Annotated in this window: 12 protein-coding genes and 1 pseudogene; 11 read left to right on the top strand and 2 right to left on the bottom strand. The window is 41.1% G+C overall.

The features are described from left to right. Nucleotides 1-17: 17 nt before the first annotated feature. The 5 genes and pseudogenes from M1F17_RS14960 to M1F17_RS14940 form a co-directional block, all read left to right on the top strand. Nucleotides 18-980: a hypothetical protein gene (locus tag M1F17_RS14960; RefSeq protein ID WP_144141165.1), complete on the top strand. Its 963-nt coding sequence runs from the start codon at nt 18-20 to the stop codon at nt 978-980. A 12-nt stretch (nt 981-992) separates the two neighbouring features. Further along, nucleotides 993-1,262, top strand: a complete 270-nt coding sequence (locus tag M1F17_RS14955) for a type VI secretion system PAAR protein (RefSeq protein WP_318837050.1) — start codon at nt 993-995, stop codon at nt 1,260-1,262. Nucleotides 1,263-1,379: 117 nt separating this feature from the next. Further along, a complete protein-coding gene (locus tag M1F17_RS14950) occupies nt 1,380-1,976 on the top strand; it encodes a LemA family protein (RefSeq protein ID WP_144141161.1) in 597 nt (198 codons plus the stop codon). Continuing rightward, nucleotides 1,973-3,133, top strand: coding sequence for a TPM domain-containing protein (locus M1F17_RS14945; protein WP_144141159.1), 1,161 nt, complete (start codon nt 1,973-1,975; stop codon nt 3,131-3,133). The genes M1F17_RS14950 and M1F17_RS14945 overlap by 4 nt, the downstream gene beginning before the upstream one ends. 182 nt (nt 3,134-3,315) lie before the next feature. Then, a pseudogene (locus M1F17_RS14940) lies at nt 3,316-3,520 on the top strand (hypothetical protein); the annotation flags it as partial. 263 nt (nt 3,521-3,783) lie between these two features. On the opposite strand, the gene M1F17_RS14935 reads toward M1F17_RS14940, so the two are convergent. Further along, nucleotides 3,784-4,917, bottom strand: a complete 1,134-nt coding sequence (locus tag M1F17_RS14935) for a multidrug effflux MFS transporter (protein WP_210852922.1) — start codon at nt 4,915-4,917, stop codon at nt 3,784-3,786. 130 nt (nt 4,918-5,047) lie between these two features. On the opposite strand from M1F17_RS14935, the gene M1F17_RS14930 reads away from it, so the two are divergent. Further along, on the top strand, nt 5,048-5,809 hold the full coding sequence (locus M1F17_RS14930; RefSeq protein ID WP_181489499.1) for an AraC family transcriptional regulator: 762 nt from the start codon (nt 5,048-5,050) through the stop codon (nt 5,807-5,809). Between the two features lie 85 nt (nt 5,810-5,894). Here M1F17_RS14930 and M1F17_RS14925 read toward each other — a convergent pair whose 3' ends face one another. Then, on the bottom strand, nt 5,895-7,181 hold the full coding sequence (locus M1F17_RS14925) for a citrate synthase (RefSeq protein WP_004256842.1): 1,287 nt from the start codon (nt 7,179-7,181) through the stop codon (nt 5,895-5,897). Between the two features lie 672 nt (nt 7,182-7,853). Here M1F17_RS14925 and sdhC point away from each other — a divergent pair. The 5 genes from sdhC (at nt 7,854) to sucA (ending at nt 14,412) form a co-directional block, all read left to right on the top strand. After that, a complete protein-coding gene (gene sdhC, locus M1F17_RS14920; protein WP_004256840.1) occupies nt 7,854-8,243 on the top strand; it encodes a succinate dehydrogenase cytochrome b556 subunit in 390 nt (129 codons plus the stop codon). After that, the gene (gene sdhD, locus M1F17_RS14915; RefSeq protein WP_004256832.1) at nt 8,237-8,581 is read left to right on the top strand and encodes a succinate dehydrogenase membrane anchor subunit; all 345 of its coding nucleotides are present in this window, start codon (nt 8,237-8,239) and stop codon (nt 8,579-8,581) included. Before sdhC ends, sdhD begins: the two co-directional genes overlap by 7 nt. Then, nucleotides 8,582-10,348 (top strand): succinate dehydrogenase flavoprotein subunit, encoded by a 1,767-nt coding sequence (gene sdhA, locus M1F17_RS14910; RefSeq protein WP_042848296.1) that lies wholly within the window; start codon nt 8,582-8,584, stop codon nt 10,346-10,348. A gap of 35 nt (nt 10,349-10,383) precedes the next feature. Next, nucleotides 10,384-11,100 carry a succinate dehydrogenase iron-sulfur subunit gene (locus M1F17_RS14905; protein WP_004256824.1) on the top strand — a complete coding sequence of 239 codons (717 nt, stop codon included), beginning with the start codon at nt 10,384-10,386 and terminating at the stop codon, nt 11,098-11,100. Between the two features lie 498 nt (nt 11,101-11,598). Next, nucleotides 11,599-14,412, top strand: coding sequence for a 2-oxoglutarate dehydrogenase E1 component (gene sucA, locus M1F17_RS14900; RefSeq protein ID WP_004256820.1), 2,814 nt, complete (start codon nt 11,599-11,601; stop codon nt 14,410-14,412). The last annotated feature ends 6 nt before the right edge of the window (nt 14,413-14,418 follow it).

Raw genomic sequence — 14,418 nt, 5'->3', positions numbered from 1 at the left:
TATTAGGAAATATGTCTATGAGTTATGCCGATGATAATGATTTTCTTATTCGTACTTCTGTCGATATGAAATACGCATTTTGTGATGTTAAAACCAATGGGGTAAGTGGAACTAATAACCGCTCAGGTCTTGTGAGTGGCGGATTAGGTTTTGGTACGACAAGCACAAACTCGATGATAATGATGCGTAATGGTGAGAATACTATTAGCATTGAGATGGCATCACCAAATTGGTTTTCAACTAAAGAGGTACCAAAAGATAAACTCAATCAATTTAATCCGAATGCAAAATGTGAGATTACGGTCAATAAAATAACGGATAATGGCGATATTATTCCATTAACAACGCTACTGGTTAAAATTAATGAAAAAGGTGAGCCAGAAGCGTATCAAGGTGATGCTCTGGACAGACACGTAGAGAAAAAATTGATTCAAGCCCCCAATACAGAAAAAGTACATCAGAATAGAATACGCCAGAATATTCGGCCCAATGAATATCCTCATGATATGACAGTATTCCAATTTAATAAAAAAATAAATGTAATGGGAGTACCCGAATGGGAATGGGTAAACGCTGAAAGGTACCAAGATACCCCAGAACAACGCAAATTGTTACAAGACGCATATTTAGAACTCTGGGCTGCTTTTAATCAAAAAGATTTATCAAAAATAAAACACATATTGGCTCCTTCACTAAAAACTTGGGTAGAAACAACCGGAGGGACGATTGACGAACAACTTGAATCACGTGAAATAGCTGCTGATTTTAATCAGAAGGCATTCGCAATGATCCCAATTACTTGGGATAATTTTGAACCCTTAGTTATGAATGATGGGAAAATGGTAAAGTTGGTTTATAAAGAAGATTTTGATTATTCACCTATTTCATATAGCTATTTTAACGATGCAAATAGAAAAATTATTGGAGTACATTCCCCAATATTTTCTTTAGTAAATGGAAAATTCATTCCGGTCATATAGTCGGGTACTATTATGCCAAACATTATCCTTATTGGTGATTCTGATACAGGCCATGGGAAACATGGCCCTACTCAAGTAATTACAGGTTCTCCAACAGTAAAAGTCGATGGTAAGGCGGTTGCTCGGCAAGGAGACGCATTAGCGCCTCACGGTGGGCATTCAAGAACTATCGTTGGTGGTTCAAGTAGTGTATTTATTGATGGTAAGCCTGCGGCCATAACAGGTGATACAGTAAGTTGCGGTGGCGTATTAATGGGTAATTCAACGGTAAAAATTGGTTAGAAGATACGATGTTCTGATGGATAATGATTGAATCCGCTAGGATTGATGATAGTAAAGAAGTTAGTGTTACACCAGATAGTCAATATTAACATTAAGTGGTTAATATAAGGATATTTAATGCGCAAGTTAGCGATCTGTTTGGTATTAGTGATAGTTGTAATTTTTACTCTGTTAGTTAATTCTTACAATACAATCCAAAAAAATGATGAGTTAGTCTCTGCGGCAGCGTCAGAATTATTAAACCAATATCAGCGTCGATTTGATTTGATCCCTAATCTGGTCAGTACAGTTAAGGGATATTCAAGTCATGAAAGCAATGTGTTACAAGAAATTGTAAAGGCGAGAGCGTCTGTCGGGAAAATTAATGTGGATGGTCGCGTGTTTGATGATCCTGAAATTTCTGCGAGCTATCAAAAAGCTCAAGATAATTTAGGGCAATCTCTATCACGTCTGTTAGTCATTTCAGAAAATTACCCTGAATTGAAAGCAAATTCACTCTATCAAGACCTGATGGTACAGTTGGAGGGAGCTGAAAATCGTATTTCAGTTGCGAGAGGGCGGTATATAGAGGCGGTACGCCATTATAATACTCAAATTAGGCAATTCCCCTATAACTTAATTGCGGAATTTATGGGGTATGATAAAAAAATTAATTTTAACGTTGAGAATGGGCATGAAATCAAAAGAACACCAACGGTGGATTTTAACTCATGATACGTAATATTTTATTTTCCTTGCTTTTATTTAGTGCTATTGCGAGCGCATCAGTGAATAATACACCCCCATTAAAAATAGATAGGGTCATTGATCGTGCAAATTTATTAACGGCGCAGCAATTCAAAACGCTAAATAATTTATTGATTAATTTTGAAAATAATCGGAATGATGGTTCACAATTTGTTGTTTATATCGTTCCGACTACTGGGAGTGAAAATATCGAAACTTTCGCAAATCGTGTTTTTAATCAATGGGGGATAGGTAAAAAGGGGCTTGATAATGGATTACTGCTTGTTGTGGCAATAAATGACCGCAGTGTTCGCTTTGAAGTCGGGTACGGCTATGAGGGGACATTTACCGATGTTCTTGCTGGGAGAATTATTCGAAAAAATATGTTGCCGTATTTTAGAGCAGAAAACTATTATACGGGTATTGAGCAAGGGATTATAAATGCCATTCATGTAGCTAATGATAGACCAATAAGCTCAACGAATTCTTTGACAGATCTTATTCCTCTTAAAATATTACAAACACATTTTATTTTAATTTATGTGATAATATTAGGGCTAATTTATTGTTTTCAGCTTGTATTTTCAACGAAAAAATTGAAAAGAAAAATTAATCAAGTGATAGCGCAGTCAGGTAAAAAAAAGAAAAATTCAGAAAAGCGAGGATATAAGATAGGTGCAAATCAGCTAAAACGGTTAAAAAATTATCTGAATTACTCATTCTATTTTCCAACATCATTTTCGCTGTATTTCCCTGTAGTGTTTTGTTCAGTCGTTGTCATTTTTTATACACAAATAATTCTTAATGGTATTGTTAACCCTTTTATCTTATTACTGATGGTGGTGTTATCATTATTCTTTAACCTTATTTCATTAACCGTGTTGTTTATTGGCATCAATATCTTATTTCCTATTTATCGACAGCAGAGAAAAGAATGGAAAGCGATTTGTGAGTTCAGTCGATTTGGTTCACCTTTTTATCAACCTTCATATTCAGTAAACACATCCCATAAACATGCTTCTAATTTTACTTCCAGTCACGATTTCAGTTCATCAAGCTCATCTAGCTCATCTAGCTCATCAAGTTCATCAAGCGGTGGGGGAGGCGGTTCTAGCGGTGGTGGCGGTGCTTCAGGGCATTGGTAAAGTCTCTACTAAAGTCTTGATTTAGGTTTATAAGTAAGCGTCCGGTGAATCTCACCTAGCTGGTCGTGTATTAAATATGTTGATTTGGTTAAATATAATGTTCTCTTTCAGTGAAAGTACCAATAATCTTGTCATGTATTTCAGTAAATTTTGAATACCTCCATTGATGAGGAAGGCACCGAATGACGAGTTTATACACCGTAACAAAGCATTCCAAGCAATTAGAAACCACGCCATTAATTGCGGAAAGTCATCACTACGATGCTCCATTGTAGCCTCAAAACTGGTATTTTTAGATACGGTCAATAAACAGCGTTGTGTGATAACTCACCACAGCGTAATAGCCAACTCACTAATACAATACCTTTATTTATCATGCTACTAGTGTATGTTTGAAGTAATTAGTTGCATAGTTTGTTTCTATGTATATTAGAATTTACAGGGCTTATCGTAGTTTGGTTTGCTCATCTTGGGAATGTCGTTTATTTTTAAGAAAAAGCGCTTTCAAAGTATATGTATAGACACGGTAACGTTATCCCTCTAGAAACCGAAGAAAAGTTATCCGTGTCTCTGAATTATTGGTCGACCATAGGCTCAAGCAGGCATTATTTTAGCTGTACAGCTACCTAAAAGGGCTTCTCTAAATCTATTTAGTGTACTTGGCTACTCCACCTTAGTGACGCAAAAACCAACACCAAACCCGAAATAGTTAGTACTAAACCTAAGTGTTGGCTCCAACCAGCGACCATTAGACCGATGGCGAGTCCGATGTAGTAAAATAAACCTAAAATTGCTCCGGCGGTGCCTTTTCGGTCGCTATAACGGTTTAATGCATGGGCAAGTATGTTCGGAATCGCAATCCCGTAACCAATAACGACACCAATAACCGGTAAAACAAACCAAATAGAATCCATTAGAGCAAAAACTAAGCAGCCACTAACTAAAGAAATGATACTCGATAGCTTAACAAGTTGTTCAGATGTGTGTTTTTTAGCCAATAAATAGCGATTTGATATCGAACCTAAACCGACCCCAAGTGCTAATAATATCCCAGTTAATCCAAACTGTTGTTGAGTGAGCATTAATTGTTCAAAACTGAAAGGTGCCAGCTGATAATAGCTAAATAAATTAATGTTGAAAAATGCAATCAAGATCACATTTCTAATAATTTCTTTATCCGCAATCATGCGTAAAAATGTCTCAATAAATGAGACTTGTGTCACGTTTTCAGGCTTGGTCTCAGGTAAGCGACAGACGGACCAGAGAAAAAGCACCGCTGCTAAAATCGCTAAGCCGATAAAAACGGCACGATAGCCACCAAAATTGGCTAACCCAGCACCAGATAACATTCCCAACGCAGGGCTAATTGCTAAAGCAACTCCCATAATAGAAAAAACTTTCGCTAATTCATGGCCTTGGTAGCTATCACGCATGGTAGTTTGTGTGCCAATTGAACCTACGGCAGCGCCAAATGCTGACAACATTCTCATTAATAATAATAAATAAAAATGTGTGACAAATAACGCGCCAACAGAGGCAATACCATAAATCAATAAACCCGCCAAAATAGTCGGGCGGCGCCCTAAGGTGTCACACATTCGTCCCCAAAACACCACGCCTAATGCAAAAGCAAAGAAATAAAGCGACAGTGTTTGTGAAGCTTGTTCCGCATTTACTGAGAAAGCACTGGCGATATCAGTGAGAGCGGGGCTGTATATGGTTTCCACAATTTGAGGAAACATCATTAAGGCAACAGCAAGCCATAATGAGAGAGGATGTTTCATACTTTTTCCTGCCAATCTACTAAAAATAAAGGGGCTAATCGGATACAACTATTTAATAGCAGGCAGTTTAGTGTTATTTTTATTGTCTTATTACAATAATAAAGACTATAAATATCAAAAAAGAGACATTATGGCTTGGTTAAATCAAACAGATGAATTTCAAACTCACTGGTACCACGCCCCAGTATTGGGAATTGCAGCAAAAATGGGGCAGCATGACTCAGGTTTTCATAGACATGAAATGGGACAGCTTTTGTTTACACAACAAGGGTGTATACGGATTTCACTGGAAAATCGCCTGTCTTTGCTTCCTCCTGGTAGAATGGCTTGGATCCCACCATTTGTTCTTCATCGGGCGCAAATGAGGGCATCAGTGGGGTATCGTTCGGTTTATTTATCAGAAGAATATGCCAAAGAAATCGGGAACGATGTGGTTATTTTAAATATTTCACCATTGCTAAGGGAAGTGCTAGAACGTATTGCTATTGCTCCGTTTGATAGTGATTGGCAGCAGGGGCGTTTGGCCAACTTATTACCGGTATTTATTGATGAATTACAGAGTGCTGCTTTAGAACCAACACTGTTAGCACTACCGCAAGATAGGCGCTTTAAAGGGGTTGATATCGAACAATTACCACCGAATTTAAACCAATTAGCGCAAACTATCGGTGCGAGTGAGAAGACGATTACACGGATTTTTTTTAAAGAAACAGGAATGAGTTATCAAGCATGGCGCCAACAGTGGCGTTATATTAAAGCCATTGAATTACTCGCACAAGAAAAGCCATATCATTATATTACTCAAGAACTTGGCTTAACAAGTGATAGTGCGTTTATTAGTTTTTTCCGTAAAATGAGTGGGATGACCCCAAGGGAATATCAGCAGCAGTAAGCTAAATGACTTTGGTAAACAAACATGAAAAAGCCCCGAAAATTCGAGGCCTTAGCATATGTAGGGGTTCAGATTTAATTAAATATTATTTTTTTGATAATTCAGAGTTGAATTCACGTTTGTCATAGCCAGTATATAGCTGGCGAGGACGTGCAATTTTCAGGCCGTCATCGTGCATTTCATTCCAATGTGCAATCCAGCCAATGGTACGTGCAATAGCAAAAATAACAGTAAACATTGAAGATGGAATACCCATTGCTTTCAAGATGATACCCGAATAGAAGTCAACGTTCGGGTACAGTTTTTTCTCAATAAAATACGGGTCGTTTAATGCGATACGTTCCAGCTCCATAGCGACTTCCAGCAAGCTGTCATTCAAGCCAAGTTCATTTAGAACTTCATGGCAAGTTTCACGCATTACGGTTGCACGTGGGTCATGGTTTTTATAAACACGGTGACCGAAGCCCATTAAGCGGAAAGAGTCATTTTTGTCTTTAGCGCGCTCGATAAATGCAGGGATGTGCTCAACAGTTTGGATTTCTTCCAACATACGTAAGCAAGCTTCGTTAGCTCCACCGTGAGCAGGCCCCCACAGTGAAGCGATACCCGCTGCGATACAAGCAAATGGGTTTGCGCCAGATGAACCCGCAGTACGAACTGTCGATGTTGAGGCGTTTTGTTCATGGTCAGCGTGCAGAATCAAAATACGATCCATTGCGCGTTCTAAAACAGGATTAACTGTGTATTCTTCACATGGTGTAGAGAACATCATGTGCAAGAAATTACCCGCGTATGACAGGTCATTACGTGGATAAACAAAAGGTTGGCCAATTGAATATTTGTAACACATCGCTGCAACTGTTGGCATTTTTGATAGCAGACGATAAGCCGTAATTTCACGGTGGCGTGGGTTATTCACGTCTAATGCATCGTGATAGAAGGCAGCTAGTGCGCCTGTAACACCACATAATACAGCCATTGGGTGTGAGTCACGGCGGAAACCATTAAGCATGCGAGTAATTTGCTCATGGATCATGGTGTGGCGAGTCACCGTATTTTTAAATACGTCATATTGTTCTTGAGTCGGTGCTTCACCGTATAGCAGGATATAACAAACTTCGAGATAAGAGGCTTCAGTAGCGAGTTGATCGATAGGGAAACCACGGTGTAACAGAATGCCTTGCTCACCATCGATATAGGTGATTTTTGATTCACAGGATGCAGTAGAAGTAAAACCAGGGTCGTAGGTAAAGAACCCTTTAGAACCTAAAGTTCGGACATCGATAACGTCTTGACCAATCGTTGGGCTTAAAATATCTAGGTCAATATCACCCTTACTACCAGTCGTTAGCTTAGCTTTGTTATCAGCCATTACGGTCTCCTTAGCGCTTGATAATCGACACCCAACAACCCAGAAGCCCAGCGTTATACTGCGTCTTCGTGCATTGTTCTACCGGTATGCTTTGGAAATCAGCTAGCTATCACATAAAACCTGAAATCTGAGACCGATGACAATGTAGTTAGGTTGTTTATGAGTGTGTAGATGTTATGTTCTTTTTGTTGTTTTCCCTACAATATCATTATTTGTGGTAAGAGGAACAACTTTCATAACTTTTGTTATTAATACCCATCATAGTTCAAATTGAAGAGTATTTAACATTGCAATATTCACGTTTTTTTCTTTTACGATGAAGTGTCAACAGCACCGTTAAGATAATTCTGCCAGTCCTATATGTAAGATAAATGTTGAATCATTGTCAAATAACATAAGCACATTTATACAAAATGTTTAAATCGTGATCCTTCTCACTGTTCGGGCTAAATGTCTCCAAACATTTTGTGTGGGAATTGTAATGGCATTGTGAAGACTTTATACTAGCGGCAGGTCTCCGGATTACCCTGTAGTAGGAGTTCCCAGCGTGATCAGTATGCAACTTTATTTAAACATGATGGATTAGAGTTTGTGTTAAGTTGCATTTTGTACCCCCTGTCGCTGTCTGATTTCCACCCCAGGTCCGGAGGATGGAAAATAATAAAGAGCTGTGTGGGCAAAATTGTGAAAAAACAAAGACCTGTCAACCTTGATTTGCAGACGATTCACTTCCCGATCACTGCAATATCTTCGATCTTGCACCGTGTCTCTGGCGTCATTACTCTCATCGCAGTTGGTATTCTGCTTTGGTTGTTAGGGACATCTCTCTCCTCTCCAGAAGGTTTTCAATACGCGTCTGAAATAATGACTGGCTTTTTTGCTAAGTTCATTCTTTGGGGCATCTTGACGGCTTTGGCTTACCACATCTGTGGTGGTATTCGTCATATGCTAATGGATTTCGGTTGTGTTGATGAAACGCTTGCTGCTGGTAACTCATCTGCAAAAATTACATTTGTCATTACCGTGATTTTAGCAATTCTGGCGGGGGTTTTAGTATGGTAAGTAATGCTTCAGCTTTAGGCCGTACTGGTATCCAGGACTGGCTATTAATCCGTGGTTCTGCGATTGTCATCGCGCTCTATGTACTCTACATTGTTGGTTTTGTTGCTATTAATGACATTACCTATGACGTCTGGCGTGGTTTTTTCGCCTCTTCTGTGACGAAAGTATTCACTATCCTCACGTTGTTCTCGATTCTTGTCCATGCGTGGATTGGCATGTGGCAAGTGCTGACTGACTACGTTAAGCCTTTAGCAATTCGTTTAGTGTTGCAACTGGCTATCGTTGTAGGTCTGTTGGCTTATTTAATTTACGGAACAATTGTTGTGTGGGGTGCATAAATGAATCTGCCAATCAGAGAGTTTGACGCTATCGTTATCGGTGCTGGTGGCGCAGGTATGCGTGCTGCACTGCAAATTTCACAGTTGGGTCTGTCATGTGCTCTGCTGTCAAAAGTCTTTCCAACCCGTTCTCATACTGTTTCAGCGCAAGGCGGTATTACTGTTGCGTTAGGTAATACTCACCCTGATAACTGGGAATGGCACATGTACGATACCGTGAAAGGTTCCGACTACATCGGTGACCAAGACGCTATTGAATACATGTGTAAAACAGGGCCAGAGGCTATCCTTGAATTAGAGCATATGGGGTTGCCATTCTCTCGCCTTGATGACGGAAGTATTTATCAACGTCCATTTGGTGGTCAGTCTAAAAACTTCGGTGGTGAGCAAGCTGCACGTACTGCGGCTGCGGCTGACCGTACTGGCCACGCACTGTTACATACCTTGTATCAGCAGAACTTAAAGAACCACACGACCATTTTTTCTGAATGGTATGCCCTTGATTTAGTTAAAAACCAAGATGGCGATGTTGTAGGTTGTACTGCAATTTGTATGGAAACAGGCGAATTAGTTTATTTCAAAGCGAAAGCAACTATTTTAGCAACCGGTGGTGCAGGGCGTATTTACCAATCAACCACTAACGCACACATCAATACAGGTGATGGTGTGGGGATGGCTGCTCGTGCAGGTGTTCCACTACAAGATATGGAAATGTGGCAATTCCACCCAACGGGTATCGCAGGTGCGGGTGTTCTCGTTACTGAAGGCTGCCGTGGTGAAGGTGGTTACTTGCTGAACAAAGACGGTGAGCGTTTCATGGAACGTTATGCGCCGAATGCGAAAGACCTTGCGGGTCGTGACGTTGTTGCGCGTTCTATCATGATTGAAATTCGTGAAGGTCGTGGTTGCGATGGCCCATGGGGTCCACATGCTAAACTGAAATTGGACCACTTAGGAAAAGAAGTTCTGGAATCTCGTTTACCGGGTATTCTTGAGTTATCTCGTACCTTTGCTCACGTTGACCCAATCAAAGAGCCAATCCCAGTAATTCCTACTTGCCACTACATGATGGGTGGTATTCCGACTAAAGTTACAGGCCAAGCCATTCGTTATAACGAAAAAGGTGAAGATGAAGTCATTCCTGGCTTGTTTGCAGTCGGCGAAATTGCCTGTGTATCAGTACACGGCGCTAACCGATTAGGCGGTAACTCACTCCTCGACTTAGTGGTATTTGGTCGTTCAGCGGGTCTGCATTTGAAAGAGTCCATCATGGAACAAGGTTCAATGCGTGATGCGTCTGAATCTGATATCGATGCAGCGATGACTCGTTTTAACCGTTGGGAAGGTGCACGTACTGGTGAAGACCCAACTGAAATCCGTAAAGCACTGCAAACCTGTATGCAGCATAACTTCTCGGTATTCCGCGAAGGCGATGCCATGGCGAAAGGTTTAGAAGAGCTGAAAGTGATTCGTGAGCGCCTGCAAAATGCACGTCTTGATGATACCTCGACTGAGTTTAATACTCAGCGTATCGAATGTTTAGAACTGGATAACCTGATGGAAACGGCTTATGCAACGGCACAAGCTGCAAACTTCCGTACAGAAAGCCGTGGTGCGCATAGCCGCTTTGACTACCCAGAGCGAGATGATGCGAATTGGTTATGTCACTCATTATATTTACCGCAATCTGAAACGATGACGCGTCGTGAAGTCAACATGCAGCCAAAACTGCGTGAAGCCTTCCCACCGAAAATTCGTACCTACTAATGCGTGGTGTTAATCCAGTTGCGGAGAAATAAACTATGAAATTACAATTTTCGATTTATCGCTACAATCCTGATGTGGACAACGCACCACGTATGCAAGATTACACGCTAGAAGTTCCTGAAGGGCGTGACATGATGTTGCTGGATGCGTTAATCCAAATTAAAGAGCAAGACCCAACATTATCCTTCCGTCGTTCTTGTCGTGAAGGGGTATGTGGTTCTGATGGTCTGAACATGAACGGTAAAAACGGGTTGGCATGTATTACGCCATTATCCGCGTTAATCCGTGGTGGGAAGAAAATTGTCATTCGCCCATTACCAGGTCTGCCTGTTGTACGTGACCTGATCATCGATATGACACAATTCTATACCCAATATGAAAAAATTCGTCCATATCTTATTAATGATAATAAGAATCCACCGGCGCGTGAGAATTTACAAACTCCTGCACAACGTGAAAAACTCGATGGTTTATATGAGTGTATTTTGTGTGCATGTTGTTCGACTTCTTGCCCATCTTTCTGGTGGAATCCGGACAAGTTTATCGGGCCTGCAGGCTTGCTGGCGGCGTATCGCTTCTTAATTGATAGCCGTGATACAGAAACCGATTCGCGATTAGATGATCTGAACGACGCTTTTAGTGTCTTCCGCTGTCATAGCATCATGAATTGTGTCAATGTATGCCCTAAAGGACTAAATCCAACGAAAGCTATCGGTCATATTAAATCTATGTTACTAAAACATAGTGCTTAATGATGCATATTTAACCCGCAGTGCTCAGGTGCTGTGGGTTAAAATGAAATAGCACAAAATAAAAACATAAGTTAAAAGAAACGCGTAAAGTAAAAACAATGACATGATTTAAATGCGCGGAAGCTCACAAAAGCGCGAAAACGAAATACCAACAAAGAGCGTCAGAAAGTAACATTGTCACCCATAAAAAGTAGTACTTATTAAAACGTTGTCATTACAAAAGCGTAAAAAAGTGAAAGCAAAGAAAGTAACAGCAAAAAGTAGAAAAAATAGCCAACTGCAAAAAAAGATGAAGACGACAGCCCAAGCATAGGGGCCTTTAAAAACCGCAGCCAGTTTTTAAAGGTTCCTTAAAAGGGAAACCCTTACTGATAAAGGGCCTCCCAAAGAGAGAACATGCATAAAGCACGTCCAAGAGAACCTTTATCGAGGTCGCTTAAATGCGGCGATTAGTTAACCACGGCGAAAACTAAAGCTTTAAAAGCTTAAGGGATCACAATGCAGAACGGCGTAATGAAGGACTGGCTGGATTCAAGCTTTCTGGCAGGCGCGAACCAGACTTATATAGAACAGCTCTATGAAGATTATCTGACTGACCCTAACTCTGTCGATGCCGAGTGGAAAGCAATTTTTGATCAACTACCTGGTGCGGCATTAGGTACTAGCGGTGAACAATTCCACTCCCAAGCGCGCGATTACTTCCGTCGCTTAGCAAAAGACTCTACACGTTATCACACCTCTGTTAGCGATCCAGCTATCGACGCAAAACAAGTTAAAGTTTTGCAATTAATCAATGCGTTCCGCTTCCGCGGGCACCAAAATGCGAATCTTGACCCGTTAGGTCTTTGGAAACGTGAATCTGTTCCAGATTTAGACCCCGCATTCCACAACCTGACGAAAGAAGACTTCAACGAAACCTTCAATGTGGGTTCATTTGCTATTGGCAAAGAAACCATGAAGCTGAGTGAGCTATATGAGCACCTGAAACGTATTTATTGCGGTTCTATCGGTGCTGAATATATGCATATCACAAATACAGAAGAAAAACGTTGGATTCAGCAGCGTCTTGAATCTGTAGACGTATCTAAAATTTTCTCAGTAGAAGAGAAAAAACGCTTCTTAGCAGAATTAACGGCAGCTGAAGGGCTTGAGCGTTACATTGGGGCTAAATTCCCAGGTGCCAAGCGTTTCTCATTGGAAGGTGGTGATTCACTAATCCCAATGCTGAAAGATTTAATCCACCACGCAGGCAAGCAAGATACCCGTGAAGTTGTTTTGGGTATGGCTCACCGTGGTCGTTTAAACGTTCTAGTTAATATCTTAGGTAAAAAACCTGGCGAATTATTTGATGAGTTCGCGGGGAAACATAAAGACCACTCTAGTGCGGGTGACGTTAAGTATCACCAAGGTTTCTCCTCTGATTTTGAAACCGCAGGTTCTCGTGTTCACTTAGCATTAGCATTTAACCCATCTCACCTTGAGATTGTTAGCCCTGTAGTTATTGGTTCAGTACGTGCTCGTCGTGACCGTCTGGATGAAGGCCGCAGCAATATGGTTCTGCCAATTACCATTCATGGTGACTCAGCAGTAACTGGCCAAGGCGTTGTGCAAGAAACATTAAATATGTCTCAAGCACGTGGTTATGAAGTTGGCGGTACTGTACGTATCGTAATTAATAACCAAATTGGTTTCACTACTTCAAATCCAAAAGATACACGTTCAACCGAATACTGTACTGACATCGTTAAAATGGTGCAGGCGCCAATTTTCCACGTGAATGCAGATGACCCTGAAGCAGTGGCATTTGTAACACGTTTGGCACTGGATTTCCGTAACACGTTCAAACGCGATGTTATGATTGATTTAGTATGCTATCGCCGTCATGGGCATAACGAAGCGGATGAGCCAAGTGCAACTCAGCCAGTGATGTATCAAAAAATCAAACAGCACCCAACACCACGTAAAATTTATGCAGACCGTTTAATTGCAGAAAATGTGTTAAGTGCTAATGATGTCACTGAAATGGTTAATCTGTATCGTGATGCGTTAGATGCGGGTAACTGTGTGGTTGAAGAATACCGTGAAATGGGTCTGAACTCATACACATGGGCTCCATATTTAAACCATGAATGGGATGCATCATACAAATCAACCGTTGATATTAAACGCCTAACTGAACTGGCAACTAAAGTCAGTACTATTCCAGAAGGCGTGGTTGCGCAATCTCGTGTTGAGAAAATCTATGCAGACCGTGCCGAAATGGCAAAAGGTGAGAAACTTCTCGACTGGGGTGCTGCTGAAACTTTAGCGTACGCAACATTGGTTGATGAAGGTGTTCCTGTACGTTTATCGGGTGAAGATGCGGGCCGTGGTACATTCTTCCATCGCCATGCAGTTATTCACAATCAAACGAATGGTTCAGTTTACGTCCCACTGCAGAATATCCATAACGGGCAAGGTGTTTTTAATGTTTGGGACTCTGTTCTGACTGAAAACGCCGTATTAGCATTCGAATATGGTTATGCAACGACAGAACCACGCGCATTGACTATTTGGGAAGCACAATTCGGTGACTTCGCTAACTGTGCGCAAGTAGTTATCGACCAATTCATTAGCTCTGGTGAGCAAAAATGGGGTCGTATGTGTGGTCTGGTAATGCTACTGCCTCATGGTTATGAAGGTCAGGGGCCAGAGCACTCATCTGCACGTTTAGAACGTTACCTGCAACTGTGTGCTGACCAAAACATGCAAGTGTGTGTGCCATCAACACCAGCTCAGGTTTATCACATGTTACGTCGCCAAGCCTTACGTGGAATGCGCCGTCCTCTGATTGTGATGTCACCAAAATCTCTGCTGCGTCACCCGTTAGCGGTTTCTAGCATGGAAGAATTGGCTAATGGTACATTTGAGCCAGTTATCGGTGAAATCGATGAAATCAATCCGAAAAATGTGAAACGCGTCGTTCTGTGTTCAGGGAAAGTCTATTACGATCTGTTAGAACAGCGTCGTAAAAATGAACAAACTGACGTTGCTATCGTGCGTATCGAACAGCTATATCCGTTCCCACACGAAGATATCCAAAAAGCGTTGGCGCAATTTACTGATGTAAAAGACTTTGTATGGTGTCAAGAAGAGCCATTAAACCAAGGTGCTTGGTATTGCAGTCAACATAACTTCCGTGAAGCTATCCCAGCAGGGGCAACTTTACGTTATGCAGGTCGAGCTGCTTCTTCATCTCCAGCAGTTGGCTATACGTCCGTACACCAGGAACAACAAAAAGCCCTGGTTAATGACGCTTTGAACATTGAATAATTAAAG

It is taken from the genome of Providencia sp. PROV073 (assembly GCF_033688125.1).
In the GTDB taxonomy this organism is placed as follows: domain Bacteria; phylum Pseudomonadota; class Gammaproteobacteria; order Enterobacterales; family Enterobacteriaceae; genus Providencia; species Providencia hangzhouensis.
This window is presented reverse-complemented; position numbering and strand designations above follow the sequence as displayed.

What these genes read in the sequence shown, in the direction of transcription:
- M1F17_RS14960 (WP_144141165.1), top strand. Translation starts at nt 18, where the DNA reads ATGAGTTATGCCGATGATAATGATTTTCTTATTCGTACTTCTGTCGAT.
- M1F17_RS14955 (WP_318837050.1), top strand. Translation starts at nt 993, where the DNA reads ATGCCAAACATTATCCTTATTGGTGATTCTGATACAGGCCATGGGAAA.
- M1F17_RS14950 (WP_144141161.1), top strand. Translation starts at nt 1,380, where the DNA reads ATGCGCAAGTTAGCGATCTGTTTGGTATTAGTGATAGTTGTAATTTTT.
- M1F17_RS14945 (WP_144141159.1), top strand. Translation starts at nt 1,973, where the DNA reads ATGATACGTAATATTTTATTTTCCTTGCTTTTATTTAGTGCTATTGCG.
- M1F17_RS14935 (WP_210852922.1), bottom strand. Translation starts at nt 4,917, where the DNA reads ATGAAACATCCTCTCTCATTATGGCTTGCTGTTGCCTTAATGATGTTT.
- M1F17_RS14930 (WP_181489499.1), top strand. Translation starts at nt 5,048, where the DNA reads ATGGCTTGGTTAAATCAAACAGATGAATTTCAAACTCACTGGTACCAC.
- M1F17_RS14925 (WP_004256842.1), bottom strand. Translation starts at nt 7,181, where the DNA reads ATGGCTGATAACAAAGCTAAGCTAACGACTGGTAGTAAGGGTGATATT.
- sdhD (WP_004256832.1), top strand. Translation starts at nt 8,237, where the DNA reads ATGGTAAGTAATGCTTCAGCTTTAGGCCGTACTGGTATCCAGGACTGG.
- sdhA (WP_042848296.1), top strand. Translation starts at nt 8,582, where the DNA reads ATGAATCTGCCAATCAGAGAGTTTGACGCTATCGTTATCGGTGCTGGT.
- M1F17_RS14905 (WP_004256824.1), top strand. Translation starts at nt 10,384, where the DNA reads ATGAAATTACAATTTTCGATTTATCGCTACAATCCTGATGTGGACAAC.
- sucA (WP_004256820.1), top strand. Translation starts at nt 11,599, where the DNA reads ATGCAGAACGGCGTAATGAAGGACTGGCTGGATTCAAGCTTTCTGGCA.